Origin of the sequence: Sphingobacterium sp. SRCM116780, from assembly GCF_021442025.1 — a bacterium.
Classification (GTDB): Bacteria; Bacteroidota; Bacteroidia; order Sphingobacteriales; family Sphingobacteriaceae; genus Sphingobacterium.
In genome coordinates, this window is the sequence record NZ_CP090446.1 from 3,437,604 (window position 1) to 3,461,664 (window position 24,061).

Genomic DNA, 24,061 nt, shown 5'->3' on the forward strand with positions numbered 1-24,061 from the left:
ATGAAAAGATCAAGTAGATTAAATATATTATTAGTAAGTGCTGCTGTAGTAATTCAGTCCTGCAGTGTATCACACAACTTAAATAAAAAACCAGAAACATTTGACCAAGCAGCAGTTGTCACTGCACATCCATTAGCATCAAAAGTAGGGGTAGATATCTTAAAAATGGGTGGAAATGCTATTGATGCTGCTGTAGCAGTACAATTTGCATTAGCAGTGGTATATCCCAATGCTGGAAATATTGGAGGGGGAGGATTTATGGTTTATCGTAGCCATAAAGGAGAAATAAACGCGTTAGATTTTAGGGAAAAAGCACCAGAAAAGGGTCATGCTGATATGTATCTGGATGAAAAAGGTAATGTTATTGAAGACTTAAGTGTTTATGGTCATTTATCAGCAGGGGTCCCAGGATCAGTCGCGGGAATGGTAGAAGCTCATAAAAAATATGGTAAATTAGCCTGGAAAACCTTATTAAATCCAGCTATTCTTTTGGCTGAAAAAGGATTTCCGATTACAGCTAAACAGGCAGAAGAATTCAACTATTATAAAGAAAGTTTTAAAAAATATAATCCAAATGGAGCTCCCATACTGAAAGCGGAAGCTTGGAAAAAAGATGATTTATTTCAACAACCAGCATTAGCCAACACCATTCAACGAATTGCGGAACAGGGCCGTGATGGATTCTATAAAGGAACCACAGCTGACTTGATTGTCAAAGAAATGAAAAGTGCCAACGGTATCATGAGTTATAGTGATCTTGAAAATTACCGAGCGATATGGCGTCAACCTGTTACAGGATATTATCGTGGAAATAAAATTATTTGCATGGCTCCTCCTTCCAGTGGCGGACCAGCTCTAGTAGCCTTGTTACAATCTATAGCGCAATACCCATTAACACAATGGGGATTCCAAAGTGATTCTACTATCCGAGTGATGGTAGAAGCGGAACGCAGAGTGTATGCAGATCGAGCGCAATATTTGGGAGATCCAGATTTTATTAATGTACCTGTAAAGGAGTTAACAGATTCTATTTTCAACAGCAATAGGCTAAAAACTGTTAATCTAATGAAAGCAACTCCTAGTACCGAAGTAAAGGCAGCCAAATTCCCTGGATATGAATCGGAAGAAACAACACATTTCAATATCGTAGATACGGAAGGAAATGCTGTTTCAATCACCACAACGTTGAACAACACCTATGGCTCACGTGTCTTTGTCACTGGAGCGGGCTTCATATTAAATGATGAGATGGATGATTTCTCTGTCAAACCAGGTGTACCTAACATTTATGGCCTTGTGGGAGGAAAAGCCAATGCGATAGCACCACATAAACGGATGTTAAGCTCCATGACTCCCACCATTGTGGAGAAAGATGGAAAACTACGAATGGTAGTCGGAACACCAGGAGGGTCAACTATTATTACATCCGTTTTTCAAACCATCATCAATGTCATTGATTTCAATCAAGATGCACAACAATCCGTAACTGCATCTCGCTTCCATCACCAATGGCTTCCAGATCAAATCGATGTGGAAGAAAAAGCAATAGCTCCTCAAGTAAGGAAAAGTTTAGAAAACACAGGATACAAAATCTCTCCAAGAGGTAATATTGGAAGAGTTGAAAACATCATTATGTTGCCAAACGGAAAACTTCAAACAGGGGCTGATCCTAGAGGCGATGATACTGCCGCAGGCTTTTAGTACTGATCAGAATGATAAATTTTTCAAATGCAAAGCACAGATTAAATTTTTTTACGATTAAACTTTCTAACACTTATTAATTTTATATAATACATACTTTTTTATGATTGAAAAATACAATTTCCCATTTAAAGGAACATTAATCATCATGCTTTCTCTGATTTTATTTGTGAGCTGCAAAATGTTAAAAGGTCCCGATTTTACGAAAATTCAGGTTGGGATGACCAAAGAGAAGGTTGTGCAACAGTTAGGAAAACCCGACGCTATTGTCGCTTCAAAAAAATATCAGGATGGCATCTTAGAAATTTACGAATATGGCACTCCTCAACTTGAAAATTCAGCAGACTCTACTGCAGGATTTAGACAATATTGGTTATACTTCTTTAACAATGAACTGCAGGAATGGGGAATAAAAAGAAACTATGTACCATCAGATTACGATCGCTATTACGAAAAATATAGACATCGTCACTAATCATAATAAAAAAGGGTCATTACAAAATTGTAATGACCCTTTTTTATATATTAAGAAGAACGATCTTACATCATTCCACCCATGCCACCGCCCATTGGAGGAGCACCAGCACCAGTATTTTCTTCTGGCTCATCTGCCAATACACATTCTGTAGTCAATAACATTGATGCGATAGAAGCAGCATTTTCTAATGCTATACGAGAAACTTTAGTTGGATCGATTACACCAGCACCAATTAAGTTTTCAAATACATCTGTACGTGCATTGTAACCAAAATCACCAGTACCTTCTTTTACTTTTTGAACGATAACAGCACCTTCGATACCTGCATTGAAACAGATTTGACGTAAAGGCTCCTCGATTGCACGTCTGATAATGTCAATACCAATTGTTTCATCTTCGTTAGCACCTTTTAATCCTTTTAAAGATTCTGTAGCACGAATGAAAGCAACACCACCACCAGCAACGATACCTTCTTCTACAGCTGCACGAGTTGCATGTAAAGCATCATCAACGCGGTCTTTTTTCTCTTTCATCTCTACTTCAGTAGTTGCACCTACGTAAAGAACAGCAACACCACCTGATAATTTAGCCAAACGCTCTTGTAACTTCTCGCGATCGTAATCTGAAGTTGTTGTTTCGATTTGAGAACGGATTTGAGCAACACGAGATTTAATATCATCTGCATTACCAGCACCATTGATAATTGTTGTGTTATCTTTATCAACGACAACTTTCTCAGCTTGACCTAAGTAAGATAAATCAGCATTCTCTAATTTGAAGCCTCTTTCTTCCGAGATAACAGTACCACCAGTTAAGATCGCGATATCTTCTAACATTGCTTTACGACGATCTCCGAAACCTGGAGCCTTAACAGCAGCAACTTTCAGTGAACCACGAATTTTATTAACAACCAATGTCGCTAATGCTTCTCCGTCTAAATCTTCAGCAATGATTAATAATGGTTTACCTGTTTGTACTTGTTTTTCTAAAATCGGCAACAATTCTTTCATGTTACTGATTTTTTTATCGTAGATTAAAATGTAAGGGTTTTCTAATTCCGCTTCCATTTTATCTGAGTTTGTTACGAAATATGGCGATAAGTAACCACGGTCAAACTGCATACCTTCTACTGTTTTAACTTCAGTTTCAGTACCTTTTGCCTCTTCTACAGTAATCACACCGTCATTACCAACTTTCTCCATTGCTTGTGCAATTAAAGCTCCGATAACTTCGTCATTATTTGCAGAAATTGATGCGACTTGTTTGATTTTGTTATTGTCTTGACCAACAGTTTGGGATTGTGATTTTAGGTTAGCAACAACTGCAGCTACCGCTTTATCAATACCACGTTTCAAATCCATCGGATTAGCACCCGCTGCTACAGATTTAATACCTGGAGCTACAATAGCTTGAGCCAAAACCGTTGCAGTAGTTGTACCGTCACCAGCTTGATCAGCAGTTTTTGATGCTACTTCTTTCACCATTTGAGCGCCCATGTTTTCTAAAGCATCTTTCAATTCGATTTCCTTTGCTACAGTAACACCATCTTTCGTGATTACTGGTGAACCGAATTTTTTCTCAATGATTACATTACGTCCTTTAGGACCTAAAGTTACCTTTACTGCATTTGCTAATGTGTCAACACCTTTTTTAAGTGCTTCACGTGCTTCAACGTTATATTTTACCTGTTTTGCCATTTTTCTAATATTTAAGTATTGCGTATCTAAGAATTGTTAATCATTCTGTTCTTCAACGCAATTTTTCACTTATAAATTTTACCTTTTTAATTAAATAACCGCGTAGATATCTGCTTCACGCATGATTAAATACTCTTTACCTTCAACCGTAATTTCAGTTCCAGCATATTTACCATATAAAACATTATCACCAACTTGAACAGTTAAAGGTTCATCAACTTTACCTGTTCCAACTGCTACAACTTTTCCTTGAGATGGTTTTTCTTTAGCTGTATCAGGGATGTATAATCCTGAAGCCGTTTTTTCTTCTGCTGGAGCAGCTTCAACTACTACTCTGTCACCGATAGGTTTAATACTTAATGCCATAATATATCTTATTTTAGTTTATTTAAAATTACAGTTAAACTTTATCAGCAATTATGCCAAAGCCCCAAGAATAACCTTTTGAGACAAATTTTCATTCAAATGGAATCCTTTGACAGCTTTCAGTCTTCTTCGCTGTCAGCCTGTCACTTCACAAAACTGACAGCATAAAAAAAGCCTCCGATTTCTCGAAGGCTTTCAATTTCTATAAATAGAGTTATTTCGTCGAATCTGCAACTGGTTTCTGTACTGGCGCTTGTTGAGCTGGTGCAGAAGGTTGTTTTGTATTATTCAAATTCAATGGATTTGATTGCGCAGGAGCTTCAATTTGATTCCCCAAACCACCACCTACTGTAGCAGTTGTCGTTGGAGTAACGATATTGAAAGCTAGACAGAAAATCATGATCGCAATCACTAACCCCCAAGAACCTTTTTCTAAAAAGTCACCTGTGCGTTTTACACCCATAATATTGGTTCCACCAGCAAATCCTGATGATAAACCTCCTCCTTTTGGATTCTGTATTAAAACTAAGAATGATAATAAAATACTTGCCAAAATTATAAGAGCAATTAATAGTCCTTGCATTTTTTATATGAATTAAGTTAATTTCTTTTCTAAATTTAAAATTTCCGACGCAAAGTACGCATTTTTTTCTGGATATTTCAAAACTAATTTTTTGTAAACCTCTATCGCTTTAGGATATAATCCCTGTTCGATATAAATTCTCGCTAAAGTTTCCGTTACTAGTGAATACTGATCTTCCGAACTTTTTCTAGCTTTATTCTCTATATTTATTTTATCAGCTGCTGGTGGTTTTATCTGCGGATCTTCTTTGATAAACTTCTCAATCAAGTGATCTGTATTTTTCTTTTCTACTTGAAAAGGTACTGTATGCTTATATTCATCACTTAACTTTGCTTCTGGAGGTTGAAGATGAAAAATATTTTCTCTAATTTGCTGATCTAAGACCTGTGCATCAATATTTTGTTTAAAACGATTGATGTCTTGATCAGCAACTTCAGGTCGATAGACTGGAGCCTTCACAAATGGTTGATAAGTTTCCGCATGTTCTAATCGCGTTTTATGCAACCACCACAGAAAGCTATAAGGCATTAACTCATCATCATAAATACTAATACGCTCCTCTCCCTTTCCTTTCTCGTTTAACGTTACCGTATCGATTGGTACCTCTAGTATTGTCGGCTCCTCAATAGATTCGTTTATTGATGGAGATTCTTTTTCTAATCGAAAGAAATCATACGCGACATTGGATTCAATTAAAGCATTTAATTCTTCTTTTTCAATATCCACATTATCCTCAGCTACTACTTGAATTTCATCAATCTGCTCACTGTTTATATCTTCATCGGAAACATAACTACCTGAAACTACTTTCTCCGAGTCTTCATCAACAGGAATTGCTTTATGTAAATATTCATACAACCAATTTGGATTAGCGGCATAGAGTAACGTTGAAGAAATATGATGCACTTTTTGATCCGTCAAATAAAGATGGCGTTCATAAGCAAAACGAAGTGATTGCACATAAGGAAATTTCGTAATCAAGGACAACAATTCAGATTCCGAAACGGACAAAGGGTTATTGATCGCTTGATGAAACAAGTTGGTATCGTCTAAATTTCGTTTATTTTCCATCATTGTTCTACTACCAATTCGCAAATGCCTTATTGTAAACATCTTCAGTCAACATCTGAATAATTTCTCTATTCAAAGTCTCCTCTTGTGCTGCTTGCAATTGACCTGAAAAATCCTTAAATCTTGTAAAAGCTTGTTCGAAATTATCCTTTTCAACAATCTTATTATGATAATTCACTTTAATTGTAATAGACAAGCGATTTAAAGCTGCACGATCTGTACCTGCTTCTACTGCAGCTGGAGTAATTGAATAATCGGTGATAAAACCTTCAAAAGTAGCATCTGCATTATCATTTACCTGACTTAATCGAGATTGATTACGAATACGCTGCTTCAAAGCTTCCGTAAAGTTTTGACTTAAGGTAGGATAAACCATTGAAGCAATATTTTCAAAATAGAGCACACTTACCGTTTTCATTCCTTCAGGAATAGATCCTCCTGTAAAGCCATATTTTACACCACAACTTGTTACTGAAAGCAACAAGATCATCGTCATAAAAACGGGTAATAAGCTTGATTTAACTTTATTCATATCCAAGATTTATAAATCTAAATTTAAGTCTTTAATTTTTCTATACAAAGTTCTTTCCGAAATACCGAGCTCTTGTGCCGCAGCTTTCCGTTTACCACGATGTTTTTTCAAAGCCTTTTTAATTAAATCAGATTCTTTTTCTGTTAAAGATAAGGATTCTTCCACCTCTTCTGCATCTTGTGTATCGTAGTTTAAATATTCATCCTGTGAGCCATTGCTTTTCAATACATTTGGCTGATGGATAGTCAATGTTTGTGCAACAGGAAATTGTTCTTGAAGGTGATCTGCACTAGGTTGTACATCTTGATATAAGCGATTTATATAAGGTGAGTTCTGATCAAAAGTCGAAGCGTTCACTCCGTTTTGAATTAATTCTACTACCAGTTTTTTTAAATCCACCATATCCTTTTTCATGTCAAACAGCACTTTATACAAAAGATCTCGTTCTGAAAAATCTTCTTTCCCTTTCTGGTTAGCCATGACAGCCGGTAAAGTAGAGCGACTCTCTGAGGGAAGATAATTTTGTAAAATCCGGGCATCAACTACTCGTTCTTTTTCAAGTACTGCAATCTGTTCAGCAATATTTTTCAACTGCCGTACGTTTCCTGGCCAGCCATATGTTTTCAGTAGTTGTTGCGCATCTTCTGTTAATTGTACACTTGGTGAACGGTATTTGTCAGAAAAATCAACGACAAATTTTCTAAATAATAAATAAATATCTTCAGGACGCTCCCGTAAAGAAGGAATGCGAAGAGGAACCGTATTCAATCGGTAATACAGATCTTCTCTGAATTTACCATTGTGTACAGCATTGAAAACATCCACATTCGTTGCTGCTACAACACGAACATTTGTTTTTTGTACTTTTGATGAACCAACACGAATATATTCTCCAGACTCCAAGACACGCAACAAACGAGCTTGTGTACCTAGTGGCAGCTCTCCAACTTCATCTAAAAAAATAGTACCTCCATCAACGACCTCAAAATACCCTTTCCGTGCCTCATGTGCCCCGGTAAAAGATCCTTTTTCATGTCCAAACAACTCAGAATCAATTGTACCTTCAGGAATAGCTCCGCAATTAACGGCAATAAAAGCACCGTGTTTACGCGCGCTCAGCTGGTGAATAATATGAGAGAATACTTCTTTACCACTACCGCTCTCTCCCTGAATCAATACCGAAATATCTGTAGGTGCCACCTGACGAGCGATATCAATAGCCCTATTCAGTAAAGGGGAATTACCTATTATTCCAAATCGATTCTTAATATCTTGATTATCCATCTCCTAATTTAATAAAGACCCTGTATTCAATCTTAACTAACCCACTATTTTTCCCAACAAAGTTGCTGAAGTACATGTCTCGATAAACACGGTGACATAATCTCCAGGTTGGTAACGTCCGTCCACAGGAAAAATAGCCATTGCATTTTGATCATTACGACCTGCAAAATCTTTATCTGAACGTTTCGAAAATCCTTCAATCAACACACGTTGATTTTTCCCTACAAAATTCTGCAAACGGTTAAAACTATGTGCTCTTTGTTTTGCAACCACTTCTGTCAAACGACTTTTCTTGATCTCTTCTGGAATATCATCGGCATAACGTTTTGCCGCTAAAGTACCTGGACGCTCTGAGTAGGCAAACATAAATGCATAATCATATTTCACATAGTCCATCATACTTAACGTTTCTTGATGCTCCTCCTCTGTTTCCGTACAAAATCCAGTGATGATATCAGTTGAGATTCCACATCCAGGTATAATCCGATTAATGGCATCAATACGATTGATATACCAGTCCCTGTCATAGGTGCGGTTCATCAATTCCAATACCCTAGAATTACCTGATTGAACAGGTAAATGAATATAATTACAGATATTTTCGTGATTGGCCATTGTGTGTAACACCTCATCCGTAATATCTTTCGGATGCGAAGTTGAAAATCGAACTCGAAGTAAAGGGTTTACCGCTGCTACCAATGCTAACAAATTAGCGAAATTAATTGGTTGATTGGCCAATTCTCCTTCTGCTACAGGAGCCGTATATTTATATGAATCTACATTTTGACCTAATAAAGTAACCTCTCGGTACCCCGCATTAAATAAATCTTGCGCCTCTTTCACAATGGATTCAGCGTCACGACTACGTTCTCTACCACGTGTAAATGGAACAACACAAAACGAGCACATATTATCACAACCACGCATGATAGATATAAATGCTGTAATACCATTTGAATTTAAACGAACTGGGCTAATATCAGCATAGGTTTCTTCACGAGAAAGCAATACATTTACTGATCGATTTCCATCATCTACTTGAGAGATTAAATTCGGTAAATCACGATATGCATCTGGTCCTACCACAACATCCACTAACTTTTCTTCTTCCAAAAATTTAGATTTCAATCGTTCAGCCATACAACCTAAGACACCCACAATCATACCTGGGTTACTTTTCTTTGCGAACTCAAATTCTTTCAGTCGATTGCGCACTCGCTGCTCTGCATTCTCACGAATAGAACATGTATTGATAAAGACAACATCTGCTTCTTGATAGTTTTTTGTTGTCTCAAATCCATTTTCTAGTAAAATAGAAGCAACGATCTCACTATCGGAAAAATTCATTTGGCAACCATAACTCTCGATATATAATTTACGACTACTACCCTTCTCTACATTATTTTCAATCAATAATGCCTCACCTTGACGTGATTCGTCGTGTTCCTTAGTTGTATGTGTTAAATCTAACATAGCTCAAAATTCAAAGACTACAAAGTTATGAATAAATATTGAATTGATGACAGTTTGTCATATGAATATTGCATCTATGTGAATATAAAATACAATAAAAAAAGCGTTGACTATTCATCAACGCTTTCTATAACTTAGAATAATTTATATTACTTATTTAACTTCGCTTTGTGCTTCTTTTTTCATTTGGCTACCTGCTACGATAACAATCTCTACACGACGATTAGCAGCACGACCTGACTCCGTATCGTTACTTTCTAATGGTTCAGAATAATTTCTACCTTCTGTTCTGATACGTGAAGCTGATAAACCTTGAGAAACAGCATATGCACGAACTGCAGCAGCACGATTTTCAGAAACTTTTTGATTGGCATCTAAAGAACCAACATTATCGGTATGACCGATTACTAAAATCTCTGTTCCTTGTTCTTTGTTTAAAGTTGTTACCAAGTTTTTGATATTATCTCTTGCAGAAGATTTTAAATCTGATTTGTTAAAATCAAATAAAATCCCTGAATCAAATTTTACAACGATACCTTCACCAGCTTTCGTCACCTCAGCACCTTCAACAGTCCTAGCGATCTCAGCTGCTTGCTTATCCATTTTTTTACCAATCAATACCCCTGCAGCACCACCGATAGCAGCACCCGCAATCGCACCAATAGCTGTGTTACCAGCTTTGTTCCCAATCAATGCACCAATAGCACCACCAGCAACACCACCAATTACTCCACCTTTTGTCGTACTGTTTGTATTTTGAATTGTTGAACAACTTCCAAATAACATTGCTGATGTAGCCACTGTAAGACCAAAAACAGCTATTTTTTTATTCATTTTCATAATTATCTAATTTTATATTTTCATTTCTCCATCACTTAAAACAAACCCAATGCCAAAAAATAACAAATGGCAATTAAAGATAATTTAAGTAACAAAAATATAGTCGAAACTTGACTAGCGAGAGAATTTATGGAATTATTTTTCTTGAGTTTTTACTTCAATATCGGGAAGAGTAAGACCCTCAGGCCGGCCATTTTTATTAAAATCTGTTAGCGATCGTTGCACATATTCCAGAAAATCATAGTGTTGCCAATTTTCAATCGTATCATATGAAGGTCGATAAATGCGCATGAAAGATTCCAAATCCTTATCAGTAAGCTTCGTAATATTCCCAACTGCCTCTTTCGAAAAAACCTTATCAACCTCAAGCTCCCTTTTCTCACTATCTAGAAATCGACTAAATCTTTTTGCATTTTTAGCCTCACGTCCAAAAAGATTATAAAGCGCCGTAGCAGGACTAGCCAAATAAGTTCCGAACTTATTATTACCTCCGTTATACACACCTTTCTTACCGTAATCACGCATCGCTTCATTTAATTCCGCTTCTTTTGTTTTTCGCTCGACAAGAACCGTTTCCAGTTTAATTCCCGGCTGTAACTCCACATAAAAATCCTTCAAATCTCCTATCACAGTTTTAGCCTCTGAATAACCAACTTTAGAAAAAGATAAACTATCTCCAATGGAGGCTTCAATTAAAAAAACACCAAAACCATTCGAAACAACAGATTTTTTAGTTCTTAAGTTACTCACATTGACTTCAGAAAGACGCGAAGAAGTTCCTTTTTCAAAGACCATCCCAGAAATCTTTTGCATTTGTTGCGCATGAACATTTGTAACTGAAAAGAACAGCAACAAAAGACTAAGTGTACTGATATGACAAATTATTTTTCTAAACATATATTAAATAAAAGTAATAATACTTTTGACACATCATCTGTTAAAAAAGTTTAAATTATTCGATATACCCTTATTTATAAGGATAGAACACAAAATTTGCACCTTCAGGAACAACGACAAACAAGCACATATAATCTTGTGCACGTTTATATTTTTTGATAAATGCCTCTTTTCTATCTTCCTTAATAATATGAGATTCCACAAATTCTTCCAAAGTAGAAGCATTGATGCTCCAATTCGTTTTCAGTTCTACATGATCGAGAATCACTTCACCGACATTGACAACATGTTGATGTGCAATAAAAATTGGATAAGCAGATAACCCCTCAGCCATAATCTCCAAAGATATTTCTTTAATAGACTCGCTATAAAAATCCAAGTCGATTTTCAAACTTTTTAAAGGACTCGCTTTTTGTGTTTCATCTTCTCCATTTGAAGAAGGTGAAAACAACTCTTCCATTTCCATATATTATCCTTTCAATTTTAATAAAACCACATTTTCTACGTGTTGCGTATGTGGGAACATATCAACAGGTTTGATTCGTACAACCTCATACTTTTCTGCTAACAATGTCAAATCACGCGCCTGAGTTGCCGCATTACAACTAACGTATACGATTTTTGGAGCTTCCATTTCTAATAAACGAGCCACAACATCCGCATGCATACCTGCACGAGGAGGATCTGTAATAACCACATCAGGCTTACCATGTTGCGCAATAAAATTAGCCGTCAGTACATCCTTCATATCACCCGCATAGAACTTCGTATTCTTTACGCCATTGATTTCAGAATTCACCTTTGCATCCTCAATTGCTGATGGCACATACTCAACTCCCACCACTTCTTTCGCATATTTAGCAACGAAATTGGCAATAGTACCAGCACCTGTATATAAATCATAAACAAGTTCATCGCCTGATAAACCAGCAAAATCTCTTGTTATTTTATACAATTCATATGCTTGTGCTGAGTTTGTTTGATAAAATGATTTTGGACCAACTTTAAATTTTAGTCCTTCCATTTCTTCATAGATATAATCACGACCATTATATATAACGATTTCTTGATCAAAGATCGTATCATTCTTTTTCTGATTGACGATATATAAAAGAGAGGTTATGGTCGGAAATTTTTCTTTTAAGAATGACATCAATAATTCTATTTGTCTTTCTTTTGGATATGCAAACACCACAATCACCATCAGCTCCCCTGTAGAAGATATACGAATAATTAAATTACGTAAAACACCACTATGTTCACGTAAATCATAAAAAGACATATCATTTGCAACGGCAAACGCTCGCACGCTATTACGCAGTATATTAGAAGGATCTTCCTGCAGGTAGCAATGATCAACATTTAATATTTTATCAAAGCGACCTGGAACGTGAAATCCCAAAGCATTCATATCCAAACCATCGACATTATCATCAACAGACGTCAACCACTTTTTATTCGAAAAAGTATATTCGAGTTTATTACGGTAATATTCTGTTTCAGCGGAGGCTAATATGGGTTCCATTGAAGAGGTATCCACCTTACCAATACGGGTTAATGCATTGACGACCGATTGTTGTTTAAATAGCAATTGTGCATCATAAGTCATATGTTGCCATTTACAACCACCACATACTCCAAAATGTTCACAGAAAGGATCGACACGATGTTGTGAAGCTTTTTTCAACGTTTGAATACGGCCTTCACCAAAGCTTTTCTTTTTGCGTATCAATTCCACGTCAACCACATCACCCGGAATTGCTTTTTCAATAAACAATACCAAATCATCTGTTTTACCAACACCTTTGCCTTCTTCTGCAATATCGACAATTTCAATATCGTTGAAAACTAATCTTTCTTGTGAACTTCTTCTTCTCATATTGGCGCAAAATTACGCTTTTTTGATTAGAATTTTAATGAATAGTTGCGTGAACCAAATAAGGGAGAATCTCTTTTTGGAAAGAGATGAAATTTTTACGTACGTCAGCTTCAGTAACAGCTGTAAAAGCGAATGAGAAAACGATGTTTTTACTCGTTTTAATTAAGAATGTTAATTTTTTTTCAGAAATAGAGGCCGCGATAGTATCATTTTGGATGAACGAGCTTAGCAATAAGAATTCCAGATCATCTGATAGTGTTTTTAAATATTCTTGTGCATTTGCCGATTCCCGGATAAATTCCCATCCAACAAATTCATTACAAACCGTATAAGTGAGACGGCTTACTTTGAGAATAGTATTCCCCAAAAAAACGGCTAAATCTTCTTCACCAACATTCTTCTTTAGGATATCTTTCACATTCTCCTGGATATACTCCATTAAGATCGTATGCAGAATAAGTTCTTTGCTATCGAAATATTTATAAAACGTGGCTTTAGCAATATTTGCCTTTTTAGCGAGTTCATTGACACTGGTTTTATTATAACCATATTTTCGGAAGAGCTCCCGAGCAGATCTTTTAATCGATTCAATAATTTTATCTGCTTCCATAATTAGCTTGAAAATATAACTAACGATATACCAGTCACTGCAACAGCCACAGCTTTCTGAACAAAAGCATTATTTCCAATAAGAAAAACGATTGGAAATAATGCTTGACTAAATTTATCTTTAAAATCTATCTGAATAATACTATTGTCACTATCTTTTGTACTCCATTGCGTTTCAAAAGGCAGAGACAACAGGATAAAATAATAGATTCTTTTTAACATTTAAATAAGTTCGCTTTCAAATTGAGACAAAAATCTCACGTCATTCTCGGAAAATAGTCGTAAATCTTTAATCTCATATTTTAAATTGGTGACACGTTCTATACCCATTCCGAATGCAAAACCAGAATATTTTTGACTATCAATTCCACAGTTATCTAACACATTTGGATCTACCATACCGCAGCCTAAAATCTCTACCCAACCTGAATACTTACACAATTGACAACCCGCACCTTTACAGATCGTACATGAAATATCCATCTCTGCAGAAGGCTCTGTAAAAGGGAAATAAGAAGGGCGGAAACGAACCTGAGTTCCCTCACCATATAATTCTTGTACAAAATGGAAAAGCGTCTGTTTCAAATCAGCAAATGATACATTTTCATCCACATAAAGGCCTTCCACTTGATGAAAGAAACAATGCGCACGAGAAGAAATCGCTTCATTACGGTAAACACGGCCAGGCATAATTGCTCGGAAAGGAGGCTGACCAGCTTCCATCAAACGTACTTGAACAGAGGATGTATGTGTACGCAAAGTAATGTCATTACCTTCCTGTTTTTTGATAAAAAAAGTATCTTGCATATCACGTGCAGGATGTTCTGGAGGAAAATTTAACGCAGAAAAGTTATGCCAATCATCTTCAATTTCGGGACCTTCGGAAACGATGAATCCTAATTTTTTAAAGATCTCAACGATTTCTTTACGGACTAAAGAAAGTGGGTGACGAGAACCTAACTTAAACCCTTGACCAGGTAAAGTCAAATCACCTTCACTCTTTTGAACAGCAGACTCATTCGTACCAAATTTTTCATGAGCCTCTTGATATGCTGTTTCAGCCAATTGTTTAAATTCATTCAATACCTTACCCAAAACACGTTTCTCTTCACTAGAAACGGTTTTAAAATTATCGAACAAACCTTTAACAATACCTTTTGAAACTAAAAATTTCAATCTGAAATTTTCTACATCAACTGAAGAATTAGGAGCAAATTGCTTGATTTCCTCAGTATACTGCGTTATTTTATCTTGCAACATAATTATTCAAAGATACAGCAAAATATTATAAAAGATAAAGGGTTTTAGCAAGAGAAAGTTAAATTTGTTTATGGATACAAAAAAGGAATCCATAAAAAAGGAGCATCAAAACGAATGATACTCCTTTTCTATTTTAAAATTTCTATTTAGAATGGTAGTGGATCACTATCATTTTCATTCTCTGTAAAATTAACTTCTACATCTTTATTCTCTATTTTCTCTGCTTGTGTTTGTTCTGATGTAGCTGCAGGAGATGTGGGTTCAAAATCAGATTTTCGACCCAATAAGGTGAAATTTTCTGCAACTATCTCTGTTGAATAACGTCTGATACCCTCTTTATCTTCATATGACCTTGTTCGTAAACGCCCTTCGATATAAACTAATTTTCCTTTTGCCAAATACTTTGCCGCAACATCTGCTAATCCTCGCCATAGCACAACAGTATGCCATTCTGTTTGCTCTACACGTTTTCCATCTCGATTAAATGTTTCTGATGTTGCTAATGGAAAACTAGCAACAGAAACATTATTATCTAAATATCTAATTTCTGGATCTTTGCCTAAATGGCCTACTAGAATAACTTTGTTAACTCCTGACATAATATTAAGGTATTTTGGTTATAATTTAGCTGTTTCTAAAAAAGAAAAAATGAGCTTATGTTTAGCTAATTTATCCAAATCTTTTAATAAAACATAATTCCAATTTATTTTTTTTTGATCTAGGCTAAAGGGAGTTAATATCCGATAAAAACTGGCGAAGATATTCTGATGGCTTAAAATATGTTTCTTATTCGTCTGCAATAATTCCAACTGTACTTCCGAGCCAAATATAGCCATAAACTCTTCCTTACCAACGATCTCAATACCTTCCAGTGGTTCATTTATTTCAATCATAGGAAACTCGTATAAATTCTCCCAAACATCATTAGATCCTCTTTTAGACATCAATATCGCATCATCCTGTTGAATGATAAAATAGTGAAAATAGCGATTTTTACTTTTCTTAGGTTTAATCTTGACAGGCAATACATCAATCATATCGTTCACGTTTCCAAAACAGTCTAATTGAAGTTCACATGTTTGACATAAAGGAGATCTTGGTTTACAATGTAGCGCTCCAAAATCCATAATTGCCTGATTATATAAAGCAGGATGCATCCTGTCTAAGTTATCTTTAGCTAGCTGGGTAAAGATCTTTTTTCCTGCAGGGATATTGATTGGTGTATCAATGCCATAAAATCGAGCGAGTACACGAAAGACATTCCCATCTAAAACAGCCTGAGGTTCGTCATTAGAGAAAGAAGAAATTGCGGCAGCTGTATACTCCCCTATTCCAGGCAATTTGATTAATTCTTCATATGCTTTCGGAAAATTCCCGTGATACTGATCTCGCACTATTCTTGCTGTCTTATGCATATTACGACCTCGGGAATAATAACCTAAACCTTGCCATAAATGCAAAATATCATCTTCAGAAGCATTTGCAAATGCCAGTACATCATCATAACGTGCTACAAATCGCAAATAGTAAGGTAAGCCTTGCTCAACGCGAGTCTGTTGCAAAATAATCTCAGAAAGCCAGATTTTATACGGATCTCTTGTATTTCTCCAAGGTAAATCACGTTGATGTTCGTGATACCATTCCATTATCTTTTTAGCAAATGACATGCTGCAAATTTGCGTTTTTTTAAACGTCTATCAAATTATGTCTTTTTATTATTTACACAAGAAGGATATTAGTACGGTAATCATTTCATTACAACTTCTGATTAAAAATGGTTAACGCCTCCTTATCATCGACCTTCTGAATTTCTTTTTTTAGCTTCTTTTTCAACGTGTTGATCGTTTTTGAAGATGCCGATCCGTATATATTCTTCATTTCAGAAGGATCCTCACTTAAGTCGTACAATTCCCAAGCATTGACACGCTTATAAAAACGAATGAGTTTATAACGGCCATCACTTACTCCAAAATGAGGAGAAACAGCATGTTCCCCATTTTCATAATAATGATAGTATAAATTTTCTCGCCCTTCTTTGTCTTGACCTTTTAACACTTTGACAAATGACTCTCCTTGCATTTCAGCAGGTTTCTTGACACCCGCTAATTCCAGTAGCGTTGGTGCTATATCAACATTCATTATTTTAGCATTAGATATCGTACCCTTCGCTATCAATTCCGGAAATTGAATAACCATTGGTGTTCTAAAAGATTCTTCATACATAAATCGCTTATCGAACCAACCGTGCTCGCCCATATAAAATCCTTGGTCGGATACGTACATCACTAAAGTGTTTTTCTCTAAATTATGCTCTTTCAAATAGTCCAACACCCGTCCAATATTACGATCCATAGATTCTGCCGTATTCAAATAGTCAATCATATAGCGGCGATATTTCCATTCAGCCAAGGCCTTTCCAGATAGTTTTTGCATATCCAATTGCTCTTTAATTGGTTTATAATAGGCCATATAAGACGTTAGCTGTTTTTCATTCATCCGAGCAAAACTTCTCTCTGTCTTCATTTTCTCGGTCGACTCGTACATCTTCAAATCATAAGCCATTTGCATATCTTTGTCAATTGACATTTCTTGACCAGCGGCAGATAAGCGGTCTTCATAGTGATCATAAAAATTTGCTGGAAGTTGAAATTTCTTGTGATCGTTTTTTCCAAAATCTTGCGGATCAGGCATCCAAGTACGATGTGTTGCTTTATGACCAATAATCAGACAAAAAGGATTATTTTTATCTAACGAATCTAACCAACGCGTTGCCTTATCCGTTACAATATCCGAAACATATCCTTCGACAGCTTCTCTTTGATTTCCTTTATTAATAAACGTTGGATTAAAGTAAGTTCCTTGCCCCACCAAAACACTAAAATAATCAAACCCTTGAGGTTCATTTCCTAAATGCTGTTTACCAATCCAAGCCGTTTTATATCCTACTTTTTGTAAATCTTTAACAAACAAATCTTGACTATGATCAAAGTTCGAGGTCTCATTATCTTTAAATCCATTCTTATGGCTATATTTTCCTGTCAATAATGTTGCTCTACTAGGACTGCAGATTGAATTAGTCACATATGCTCTGTCCATGCGAACACCTGTCGATGCGATTTTATCAATATTTGGTGTATGTGCAAATTGAGAACCATACGCTCCAATTGCTTGATAAGCGTGATCATCAGAAATAATGATGACCATATTTGGTTTTTTTTGAGCAAAAACAATCACATGAGCAACACAGAAAATAAAAAATAGAGCTGATTTTTTCATAGCTTAGAAAAGGTATTAATTTGGTTGAATTTCAAATATACAGAAACCATTTAAAACAAAGATTTCGATTCGTTTTATAACGAAAAAGTCACAACATCCAACTTTATGGGAGTAAAGATGTGCTGTATATATTCGCAATTAACAAAGTCAATAAGAGTCTCCGCTAAAACCACCGTCCTTCTTCACAACATATAATGTATACTAGTTTTGTTTTCGCCTATTGTTTCTGTTTCTTTGTAGCAAAACAATAACATGGAAAAATTGAGCTTTAAAATTTCAACCTTGCATCGTGGGCGCTACATGCTACTACTCCTGTTATTTGTGTTGACTCTTGTCTATATCGTTACACGGCTTCCTTTATCAGAAGTCGTTAAAATAATGATCGCTCTGTTCTCCTTACCCTTAGTACTTTTCATCGCTGTGAAATGTGCAAAGAAAACATCTGTTTGGACCATTGAGAACAATCAATTAACAATGGAAAATAGTTCCTTCAGTAAAACTATACCTCTGACAGATATCGATTATGTTCGCAACCTGAGAAGATCTGGAGGAAACCTAATCATCATCAAACTCAAACAAAAAGGTAATATTAGAGCTTGGAGAAACAAATTATTCGAAGCCGAAGATGATCTAAAAAGTTTTTGTGAATCGCTAAAGGATCAAAAAATAGAATACTACGACATGTAGTCTGATAACAAAAGAGCAAAAGATTGTGTAACTTTAGTCATCATCTTTCATTCTTTTGTTATCAAATAGATTATACCTATGTTGGAAATTATTCAAAAGCCATGGCCTTGGTATATTTCAGGCCCTTTGATTGCCCTTGTCATGTTTTTACTCCTCAAACAAGGTAAAGACTTTGGGATATCCAATAATCTGAGAACCATGTGTACAATTGTTGGTGCTGGTAAAACAAGCGCCTTCTTTCGTTTTGATTGGAAATCGCAAATATGGAATCTACTGATTGTTTTAGGAACAATAATCGGAGGATTCATTGCACACTACTATTTAAGTGATGGATCTGCAGCTGACATCAATCCTAAAAGTATCTCGGATTTGCAATCGTTAGGTATCATAGACCAATTAAGAGGTTATATGCCCGAAAGTATATTCATATTTAATGGTTCACTTTTCCAATTCCTTATTTTAAGTATTGGGGGACTATTGATTGGCTTTGGTACCCGATATGCTGGAGGCTGTTCTTCTGGTCACGCGATCTCAGGTCTAAGTAATTTCCAACTCCCTTCTTTAATTGCCGTTATCGGATTCTTTATCGGTGGCGTCATCATGGTACATTTTATTTTTCCACTTATTTTCTAGATCAAGGACATGAAACAGTTAAAATTCATCCTCATCGGAATACTATTTGGCATTATTATGTACAAATCAGAAGCGGCATCTTGGTATCGCATTTACGAAATGTTTCAATTTCGATCCTTCCATATGTATGGAATCATAGGAACCGCTTTAACAACAGCAATCATCATTGTTCAGATTATTAAAAGAAAGAAAGTAAAAGATAGCAACGGTGTTCCCATTCAATTTCACGATAAAAATAAAAGTATTACACGATACCTTGTCGGAGGTACGATCTTCGGACTAGGCTGGGCGTTAACAGGTGCCTGTCCAGGTCCTATGTTTACCTTAATCGGTTCTGGCTACTGGACTCTGGGAATTGTACTTGTATTTGCTATTTTAGGAACCTGGTTATATGGTCTTGTTCGAGATAAAATACCCCATTAGTCTAATGACTATGATTCATGTTCAATAGGTAATTCATCATTTTAATAAGCCCTAAAAAATAATTATGTTTTTTCAACACATTTTCGAATCTTCATTAGCACATGCAAGTTATCTTATTGGTTGTCAAGCTAAGGGGGTAGCCATTGTGATCGACCCTAAAAGAGATGTAGATACTTATTTGGAGATTGCACAAAAAAACAATTTAAAAATAACACATATTGCCGAAACACATATTCATGCAGACTATTTATCTGGTTCCTTGGAATTAGCTGCCTTGACAGGAGCAAAGCTCTATCTTTCTGATGAAGGGGGATCATATTGGCAATATGCTTTTGATCATATTGGCTTAAAACATCATGATGAAATAAACGTTGGAAATTTAGTTTTTCAAGTATTGCACACCCCTGGACACACACCTGAAAGTCTTAGTTTTTTATTGATCGACACCCCTGCTACAGATGCACCTGTTATGTTATTTACAGGAGATTTTGTTTTTGTAGGAGATATTGGGCGTCCTGATTTATTGGAGACTGCCGCAGGACTTATTGGCACCAAAGAGGTTGGTGCACATCATATGTTTGCATCTTTAAAAATATTTTCTAGACTCCCAGATTATGTTCAGGTCTGGCCCGCACATGGAGCAGGATCAGCCTGTGGAAAATCATTAGGAGCTGTTCCCAGTACAACTGTAGGGTATGAGAAAATAAGAAATTGGGCTTTACAATTTGGGGATAATGAAGGAGGATTTATTCAAGAGCTATTGGATGGACAACCGGAGACTCCGAAGTATTTTGCGATGATGAAGAAACTCAATAAAATAAATCGTCCTCTTTTAACGGAAGTACCCATTTATAAAAAATTAGACCACCAAAAGTTTTTAACTTACTACGATAGTGGTGTGACAATTATTGATACACGCAATAAAGCTGATTTTGCAAAGGGATTCATACCGAACAGCATCAATATTCAAAATAACAAATCCTTTAGTAATTGGGCGGGATGGATCTTGGATTACGAAAAACCATTCCTCTTGATCGTGGAAGAAAAACAGTTGGAAGATGTTACACGTAAATTAATGCGTATTGGGCTTGATCAGGCAATTGGGTTTATAGATCCTCAAACGTTATCATCATGCAACATACCACTCAAAACACAACAAATTATTGATTTTGAGGAGATGAATCATGCTTTAGATAATTCCAATATTCAAATCTTAGATGTCAGAAACAAAAGCGAATTCGATGAAGGACATCTTCCGAATGCCACACATCTATTCGTTGGAACGCTAACAGACAACCTCCATAAAATCGATCAAAGCAAAGATTTGTATTTACATTGCCAGTCTGGAGATCGTGCCACCATAGCCATGTCGCTCTTATATAGAGCTGGAATAAAAAACGTCAAAAACTATAGTCACGCTATGAAAGAATGGAAAGAAAAAAATGGCAAAATAGTTAACTAGCAAAGGCGATTTAAACCGCCTTTGCTAGTTAAAGACTATGTGCAGGAATTCTAAAATAGGTGATGATATCTTTTTTCTTATCAACCACTTCTCCCTTCTTGTTTGATTCCAATTTATGATTAACAATGGAAATGTATTGATGATCATCTCCTGGAGATTCATATACAGTCACCGTTGCAAATTCATTCCCTAATTCTTCTTCTTGCAGATGTACATGCAAGCTTTTAAAATCATTACCTTTCAGCTGATGCAGTAAACTTTCTTTATCCTGTACTGCAGCTATTGGTTTTTCTAGTTCTCTTTTGTTCATCCATTCATTATCCTTTTCAGAAAAAGGTGTACTTGTCTTTCCTGAAAATGCTAAAAAAAGTGGATAACCAACAATAGCTGCCGCTTCAATTGTCCATAAAATCCACAATGGCCAACCACTTACAACACTTTTCTTAAGCGAAAAAGTACCAACCTCATTCAACTCTTGAATGCCCGCAAATGTATCCAGTGGATGAGATAAAAAATATAAAAAGCCATCCAGATTAAAAGAAGATTTTACCCACATGTCCCCTCCCATCGTACCTTCCGCGTTAAACATCAACGAGACAAACAGACACCATTGTGCATAATATGCTGTCAAAGAACAAAGCAATGTAAACAATAATGCGATACTTCGATTTCTTACTTTCCCAGTTTTACACAGAAAGTCAATGACATAAAATACAGCAAATGCCAACCCTAAGGTGATCAAAAAGTTGAAATATACAATTGGTATAAACCATTGTAAAGCAATATAGACAATAGCCAAAACCACCGAAACAGATAATCCAGCAATAATAGCAGACAATACTCCTCCTATAGGAGCTTTTCCTGAAGATTTATAATATATTTCTTCCATAAAACTTTTGGTTAATAATATTTCTAAAATAGCAATCCAAATAAATAAAAACAACCTTTTATCAAACTATTTTTACAAAAGATCCGAAGAATCCATTCCCCTAATTTCTAATCATTTTTGTATGTTTGAACTATGAATTTAAAATACCTTTATACATTAATCATAGGAATATTCCTCATCCAAACGACAAATGCGCAACGAAAAGGCTATTGGCAACAAGCTGTAGATTACAAAATGGATATTGATATGAATGAAAAAACATATCAATATGATGGTTTCATGCAGTTGAAATACACGAATAATTCTGGTCAGTCATTAAACAAAGTATATTTCCATTTATATTTCAATGCCTTTCAACCAGGATCCATGATGGATAACAGACTGTCAAACATTATCGATCCAGATAAAAGGATGACGACCAACATAGGCACGAAAGAAAAACCACAATACCAAAGTCGCATAGCTGTTTTGACACCAAAACAAATTGGTTATCAAAAAATAAAGTCGTTAGCGATGAATGGCAATAATACCACCTTTAAAGTAGATGGTACGATCTTAGAAGTGACACTTCCAAATGCAATTGAAGACGGAGAAACGGCAACTTTTGAAATGAAATGGGAAGCACAAGTTCCAGAACAAATCAGAAGATCTGGACGTAATTCCAAAGAAGGAGTAGCACTTTCAATGGCACAATGGTATCCAAAAATGGCTCATTTTGATGAATTTGGATGGCATCTAGATGAATATATTGGACGTGAATTCATTGCTCCATTCGGCAATTTTGATGTCACGATCAATATCAATAAAAATTATGTCTTAGGAGCTTCTGGCGTTCTTCAAAATCCAAATCAAGTAAAAGGATACGTTTCAAGACCAAAATTAAAGGCAAAAGACAATAAAGTACAATGGCATTATGTTGCGAAAAACATCCATGACTTTGTCTGGGCTGCCGATCCAAAATTTGCAGTGGACTCAGCTTTAAGTAAAGGGGGTGTACATGTATACACGGTTTTTATCCCACAAGACGACTCTGTTAGAACAAATTGGAAAACGGCATTGGGATTAGCAACAGCGTTTTTTGATTTCAATTCAAGCAGATTTGGTGCCTATCCTTGGCCGAACTACACGATTATTCAAGGTGGTGACGGTGGCATGGAATATGGAACCGCAACATTAGTGACAGGAGGTCGTAACTTAAAGAGTTTGGTAGGTGTTATTTTCCATGAAGCAGCGCATTCTTGGTATCAACATTTATTTGGTATTAATGAGACAGTAGACGAATGGTTTGATGAAGGATTTACTTCTTATGTAGAAGAATTGGCACTCCAACATCTATTTGAAAAACGTGGTGCTATCGAAGCAAACCCCTCTATCGAGGCGTATCGTGCTTACTACAAATTAGCATTATCGGGCAAAGAAGAGCCTGCAAGTCTCTTAGCAGATTATTACAACACCAACTATGCTTATAGCAATGAAGCGTATAATAAAGGTCAGGTTTTGGCCGTGCAATTAGGTTACATCATTGGACAGGAGAACTTAGATAAAACTTTCTTAGAATTTTATAAACAGTGGAAATTCAAACATCCAACACCAAATGATTTCAAAAGAATTGCTGAGAACGTTTCTGGTATTAATTTAAAGTGGTATTTCAATCTTTTCCTTAATACCACTCGTAAAATTGATTATGCTATTGAAAACGTTACGGATAAAGAAATTACCTTACAAAACAAATCGGATTTTGCTATGCCGATTGATTTATCTGTCGAGTATGAAGACGGTTCAAAAGAACTTTTTTATATCCCATTGCGTGAAATGCGAGGAGAAAAACCAACTGAGCATTTCAACATATACGAAGGATTTAAACGAACTGTTTTGGAAGATTGGAATTGGACTCAACCTGCTTATCGTATTCCCGTATCTAAAAAAGTTAAAAAAGTGATCATCGATCCCTCTCTACGTTTAGCAGATGTTGAATCTGCCAACAATACTTGGGAAAAGAAATAATAACCACAAAGAGTCCG

The 24,061-nt window shown here is 35.8% G+C and carries 25 protein-coding genes; 7 read left to right on the plus strand and 18 right to left on the minus strand.

Features of this window, described 5'->3' with window-relative positions; all coding sequences use genetic code 11:
* Complete coding sequence (ggt, locus tag LZQ00_RS14785) at nucleotides 1-1,701, plus strand: gamma-glutamyltransferase (RefSeq protein WP_234510035.1); 1,701 nt, start codon at nucleotides 1-3, stop codon at nucleotides 1,699-1,701.
* A 103-nt stretch (nucleotides 1,702-1,804) separates the two neighbouring features.
* On the plus strand, nucleotides 1,805-2,176 hold the full coding sequence (locus LZQ00_RS14790; protein ID WP_234510036.1) for a hypothetical protein: 372 nt from the start codon (nucleotides 1,805-1,807) through the stop codon (nucleotides 2,174-2,176).
* A gap of 65 nt (nucleotides 2,177-2,241) precedes the next feature.
* Here the strand turns inward: LZQ00_RS14790 and groL are convergent, their stop codons facing one another.
* From groL to LZQ00_RS14880, 17 genes are all read right to left on the minus strand, one after another.
* Entirely contained in the window at nucleotides 2,242-3,876 is a 1,635-nt protein-coding gene (gene groL, locus LZQ00_RS14795; RefSeq protein ID WP_234510037.1) for a chaperonin GroEL, read from the minus strand.
* A gap of 90 nt (nucleotides 3,877-3,966) precedes the next feature.
* Nucleotides 3,967-4,242, minus strand: a complete 276-nt coding sequence (gene groES, locus LZQ00_RS14800) for a co-chaperone GroES (protein ID WP_234510038.1) — start codon at nucleotides 4,240-4,242, stop codon at nucleotides 3,967-3,969.
* 214 nt (nucleotides 4,243-4,456) lie between these two features.
* Nucleotides 4,457-4,825 (minus strand): preprotein translocase subunit SecG, encoded by a 369-nt coding sequence (gene secG, locus LZQ00_RS14805; protein ID WP_234510039.1) that lies wholly within the window; start codon nucleotides 4,823-4,825, stop codon nucleotides 4,457-4,459.
* 12 nt (nucleotides 4,826-4,837) lie between these two features.
* Entirely contained in the window at nucleotides 4,838-5,896 is a 1,059-nt protein-coding gene (locus tag LZQ00_RS14810; protein WP_234510040.1) for a tetratricopeptide repeat protein, read from the minus strand.
* 10 nt (nucleotides 5,897-5,906) lie between these two features.
* Nucleotides 5,907-6,428 carry an LptE family protein gene (locus tag LZQ00_RS14815; protein ID WP_234510041.1) on the minus strand — a complete coding sequence of 174 codons (522 nt, stop codon included), beginning with the start codon at nucleotides 6,426-6,428 and terminating at the stop codon, nucleotides 5,907-5,909.
* Between the two features lie 9 nt (nucleotides 6,429-6,437).
* Entirely contained in the window at nucleotides 6,438-7,712 is a 1,275-nt protein-coding gene (locus tag LZQ00_RS14820; protein WP_234510042.1) for a sigma-54 interaction domain-containing protein, read from the minus strand.
* Nucleotides 7,713-7,748: 36 nt separating this feature from the next.
* Entirely contained in the window at nucleotides 7,749-9,185 is a 1,437-nt protein-coding gene (gene miaB, locus LZQ00_RS14825; RefSeq protein ID WP_234510043.1) for a tRNA (N6-isopentenyl adenosine(37)-C2)-methylthiotransferase MiaB, read from the minus strand.
* Between the two features lie 153 nt (nucleotides 9,186-9,338).
* A complete protein-coding gene (locus LZQ00_RS14830; protein WP_262910913.1) occupies nucleotides 9,339-10,025 on the minus strand; it encodes an OmpA family protein in 687 nt (228 codons plus the stop codon).
* A 135-nt stretch (nucleotides 10,026-10,160) separates the two neighbouring features.
* Nucleotides 10,161-10,922, minus strand: coding sequence for a hypothetical protein (locus LZQ00_RS14840; protein WP_234510044.1), 762 nt, complete (start codon nucleotides 10,920-10,922; stop codon nucleotides 10,161-10,163).
* 70 nt (nucleotides 10,923-10,992) lie between these two features.
* Nucleotides 10,993-11,388 carry a hypothetical protein gene (locus LZQ00_RS14845; protein ID WP_234510045.1) on the minus strand — a complete coding sequence of 132 codons (396 nt, stop codon included), beginning with the start codon at nucleotides 11,386-11,388 and terminating at the stop codon, nucleotides 10,993-10,995.
* Between the two features lie 3 nt (nucleotides 11,389-11,391).
* On the minus strand, nucleotides 11,392-12,801 hold the full coding sequence (rlmD, locus tag LZQ00_RS14850) for a 23S rRNA (uracil(1939)-C(5))-methyltransferase RlmD (protein ID WP_234510046.1): 1,410 nt from the start codon (nucleotides 12,799-12,801) through the stop codon (nucleotides 11,392-11,394).
* Between the two features lie 34 nt (nucleotides 12,802-12,835).
* Nucleotides 12,836-13,411 carry a TetR/AcrR family transcriptional regulator gene (locus tag LZQ00_RS14855; protein WP_234510047.1) on the minus strand — a complete coding sequence of 192 codons (576 nt, stop codon included), beginning with the start codon at nucleotides 13,409-13,411 and terminating at the stop codon, nucleotides 12,836-12,838.
* Nucleotides 13,412-13,413: 2 nt separating this feature from the next.
* Complete coding sequence (locus tag LZQ00_RS14860) at nucleotides 13,414-13,632, minus strand: hypothetical protein (RefSeq protein WP_234510048.1); 219 nt, start codon at nucleotides 13,630-13,632, stop codon at nucleotides 13,414-13,416.
* A complete protein-coding gene (gene pheS, locus LZQ00_RS14865) occupies nucleotides 13,633-14,670 on the minus strand; it encodes a phenylalanine--tRNA ligase subunit alpha (RefSeq protein ID WP_234510049.1) in 1,038 nt (345 codons plus the stop codon).
* A 146-nt stretch (nucleotides 14,671-14,816) separates the two neighbouring features.
* A complete protein-coding gene (locus LZQ00_RS14870) occupies nucleotides 14,817-15,269 on the minus strand; it encodes a single-stranded DNA-binding protein (RefSeq protein ID WP_234510050.1) in 453 nt (150 codons plus the stop codon).
* Nucleotides 15,270-15,287: 18 nt separating this feature from the next.
* Nucleotides 15,288-16,337: an A/G-specific adenine glycosylase gene (gene mutY / locus LZQ00_RS14875; protein ID WP_234510051.1), complete on the minus strand. Its 1,050-nt coding sequence runs from the start codon at nucleotides 16,335-16,337 to the stop codon at nucleotides 15,288-15,290.
* Between the two features lie 88 nt (nucleotides 16,338-16,425).
* Nucleotides 16,426-17,946 carry a sulfatase gene (locus LZQ00_RS14880; RefSeq protein WP_234510052.1) on the minus strand — a complete coding sequence of 507 codons (1,521 nt, stop codon included), beginning with the start codon at nucleotides 17,944-17,946 and terminating at the stop codon, nucleotides 16,426-16,428.
* Nucleotides 17,947-18,198: 252 nt separating this feature from the next.
* On the opposite strand from LZQ00_RS14880, the gene LZQ00_RS14885 reads away from it, so the two are divergent.
* The 4 genes from LZQ00_RS14885 to LZQ00_RS14900 all read left to right on the plus strand — a co-directional run bounded on the left by LZQ00_RS14885 (nucleotide 18,199) and on the right by LZQ00_RS14900 (nucleotide 21,151).
* Nucleotides 18,199-18,633, plus strand: a complete 435-nt coding sequence (locus LZQ00_RS14885) for a hypothetical protein (protein WP_234510053.1) — start codon at nucleotides 18,199-18,201, stop codon at nucleotides 18,631-18,633.
* Nucleotides 18,634-18,711: 78 nt separating this feature from the next.
* Complete coding sequence (locus LZQ00_RS14890) at nucleotides 18,712-19,266, plus strand: YeeE/YedE family protein (RefSeq protein ID WP_234510054.1); 555 nt, start codon at nucleotides 18,712-18,714, stop codon at nucleotides 19,264-19,266.
* A 9-nt stretch (nucleotides 19,267-19,275) separates the two neighbouring features.
* A complete protein-coding gene (locus LZQ00_RS14895) occupies nucleotides 19,276-19,689 on the plus strand; it encodes a DUF6691 family protein (RefSeq protein WP_234510055.1) in 414 nt (137 codons plus the stop codon).
* A 64-nt stretch (nucleotides 19,690-19,753) separates the two neighbouring features.
* Complete coding sequence (locus tag LZQ00_RS14900; protein WP_234510056.1) at nucleotides 19,754-21,151, plus strand: MBL fold metallo-hydrolase; 1,398 nt, start codon at nucleotides 19,754-19,756, stop codon at nucleotides 21,149-21,151.
* 28 nt (nucleotides 21,152-21,179) lie between these two features.
* Here the strand turns inward: LZQ00_RS14900 and LZQ00_RS14905 are convergent, their stop codons facing one another.
* Nucleotides 21,180-22,040, minus strand: a complete 861-nt coding sequence (locus tag LZQ00_RS14905) for a hypothetical protein (RefSeq protein WP_234510057.1) — start codon at nucleotides 22,038-22,040, stop codon at nucleotides 21,180-21,182.
* 132 nt (nucleotides 22,041-22,172) lie between these two features.
* On the opposite strand from LZQ00_RS14905, the gene LZQ00_RS14910 reads away from it, so the two are divergent.
* Nucleotides 22,173-24,044 (plus strand): M1 family metallopeptidase, encoded by a 1,872-nt coding sequence (locus tag LZQ00_RS14910; protein ID WP_234510058.1) that lies wholly within the window; start codon nucleotides 22,173-22,175, stop codon nucleotides 24,042-24,044.
* Nucleotides 24,045-24,061 lie beyond the last annotated feature (17 nt).

Coding starts and splice junctions, on each gene's coding strand:
- miaB (WP_234510043.1), bottom strand. CDS start 9,185: ATGTTAGATTTAACACATACAACTAAGGAACACGACGAATCACGTCAA.
- LZQ00_RS14860 (WP_234510048.1), bottom strand. CDS start 13,632: ATGTTAAAAAGAATCTATTATTTTATCCTGTTGTCTCTGCCTTTTGAA.
- LZQ00_RS14830 (WP_262910913.1), bottom strand. CDS start 10,025: ATGAAAATGAATAAAAAAATAGCTGTTTTTGGTCTTACAGTGGCTACA.
- LZQ00_RS14885 (WP_234510053.1), top strand. CDS start 18,199: ATGGAAAAATTGAGCTTTAAAATTTCAACCTTGCATCGTGGGCGCTAC.
- LZQ00_RS14810 (WP_234510040.1), bottom strand. CDS start 5,896: ATGGAAAATAAACGAAATTTAGACGATACCAACTTGTTTCATCAAGCG.
- rlmD (WP_234510046.1), bottom strand. CDS start 12,801: ATGAGAAGAAGAAGTTCACAAGAAAGATTAGTTTTCAACGATATTGAA.
- groL (WP_234510037.1), bottom strand. CDS start 3,876: ATGGCAAAACAGGTAAAATATAACGTTGAAGCACGTGAAGCACTTAAA.
- LZQ00_RS14815 (WP_234510041.1), bottom strand. CDS start 6,428: ATGAATAAAGTTAAATCAAGCTTATTACCCGTTTTTATGACGATGATC.
- LZQ00_RS14910 (WP_234510058.1), top strand. CDS start 22,173: ATGAATTTAAAATACCTTTATACATTAATCATAGGAATATTCCTCATC.
- LZQ00_RS14895 (WP_234510055.1), top strand. CDS start 19,276: ATGAAACAGTTAAAATTCATCCTCATCGGAATACTATTTGGCATTATT.
- LZQ00_RS14845 (WP_234510045.1), bottom strand. CDS start 11,388: ATGGAAATGGAAGAGTTGTTTTCACCTTCTTCAAATGGAGAAGATGAA.
- LZQ00_RS14880 (WP_234510052.1), bottom strand. CDS start 17,946: ATGAAAAAATCAGCTCTATTTTTTATTTTCTGTGTTGCTCATGTGATT.
- LZQ00_RS14790 (WP_234510036.1), top strand. CDS start 1,805: ATGATTGAAAAATACAATTTCCCATTTAAAGGAACATTAATCATCATG.
- LZQ00_RS14905 (WP_234510057.1), bottom strand. CDS start 22,040: ATGGAAGAAATATATTATAAATCTTCAGGAAAAGCTCCTATAGGAGGA.
- mutY (WP_234510051.1), bottom strand. CDS start 16,337: ATGTCATTTGCTAAAAAGATAATGGAATGGTATCACGAACATCAACGT.
- groES (WP_234510038.1), bottom strand. CDS start 4,242: ATGGCATTAAGTATTAAACCTATCGGTGACAGAGTAGTAGTTGAAGCT.
- LZQ00_RS14870 (WP_234510050.1), bottom strand. CDS start 15,269: ATGTCAGGAGTTAACAAAGTTATTCTAGTAGGCCATTTAGGCAAAGAT.
- pheS (WP_234510049.1), bottom strand. CDS start 14,670: ATGTTGCAAGATAAAATAACGCAGTATACTGAGGAAATCAAGCAATTT.
- LZQ00_RS14900 (WP_234510056.1), top strand. CDS start 19,754: ATGTTTTTTCAACACATTTTCGAATCTTCATTAGCACATGCAAGTTAT.
- secG (WP_234510039.1), bottom strand. CDS start 4,825: ATGCAAGGACTATTAATTGCTCTTATAATTTTGGCAAGTATTTTATTA.
- LZQ00_RS14820 (WP_234510042.1), bottom strand. CDS start 7,712: ATGGATAATCAAGATATTAAGAATCGATTTGGAATAATAGGTAATTCC.
- LZQ00_RS14855 (WP_234510047.1), bottom strand. CDS start 13,411: ATGGAAGCAGATAAAATTATTGAATCGATTAAAAGATCTGCTCGGGAG.
- LZQ00_RS14840 (WP_234510044.1), bottom strand. CDS start 10,922: ATGTTTAGAAAAATAATTTGTCATATCAGTACACTTAGTCTTTTGTTG.
- LZQ00_RS14890 (WP_234510054.1), top strand. CDS start 18,712: ATGTTGGAAATTATTCAAAAGCCATGGCCTTGGTATATTTCAGGCCCT.
- ggt (WP_234510035.1), top strand. CDS start 1: ATGAAAAGATCAAGTAGATTAAATATATTATTAGTAAGTGCTGCTGTA.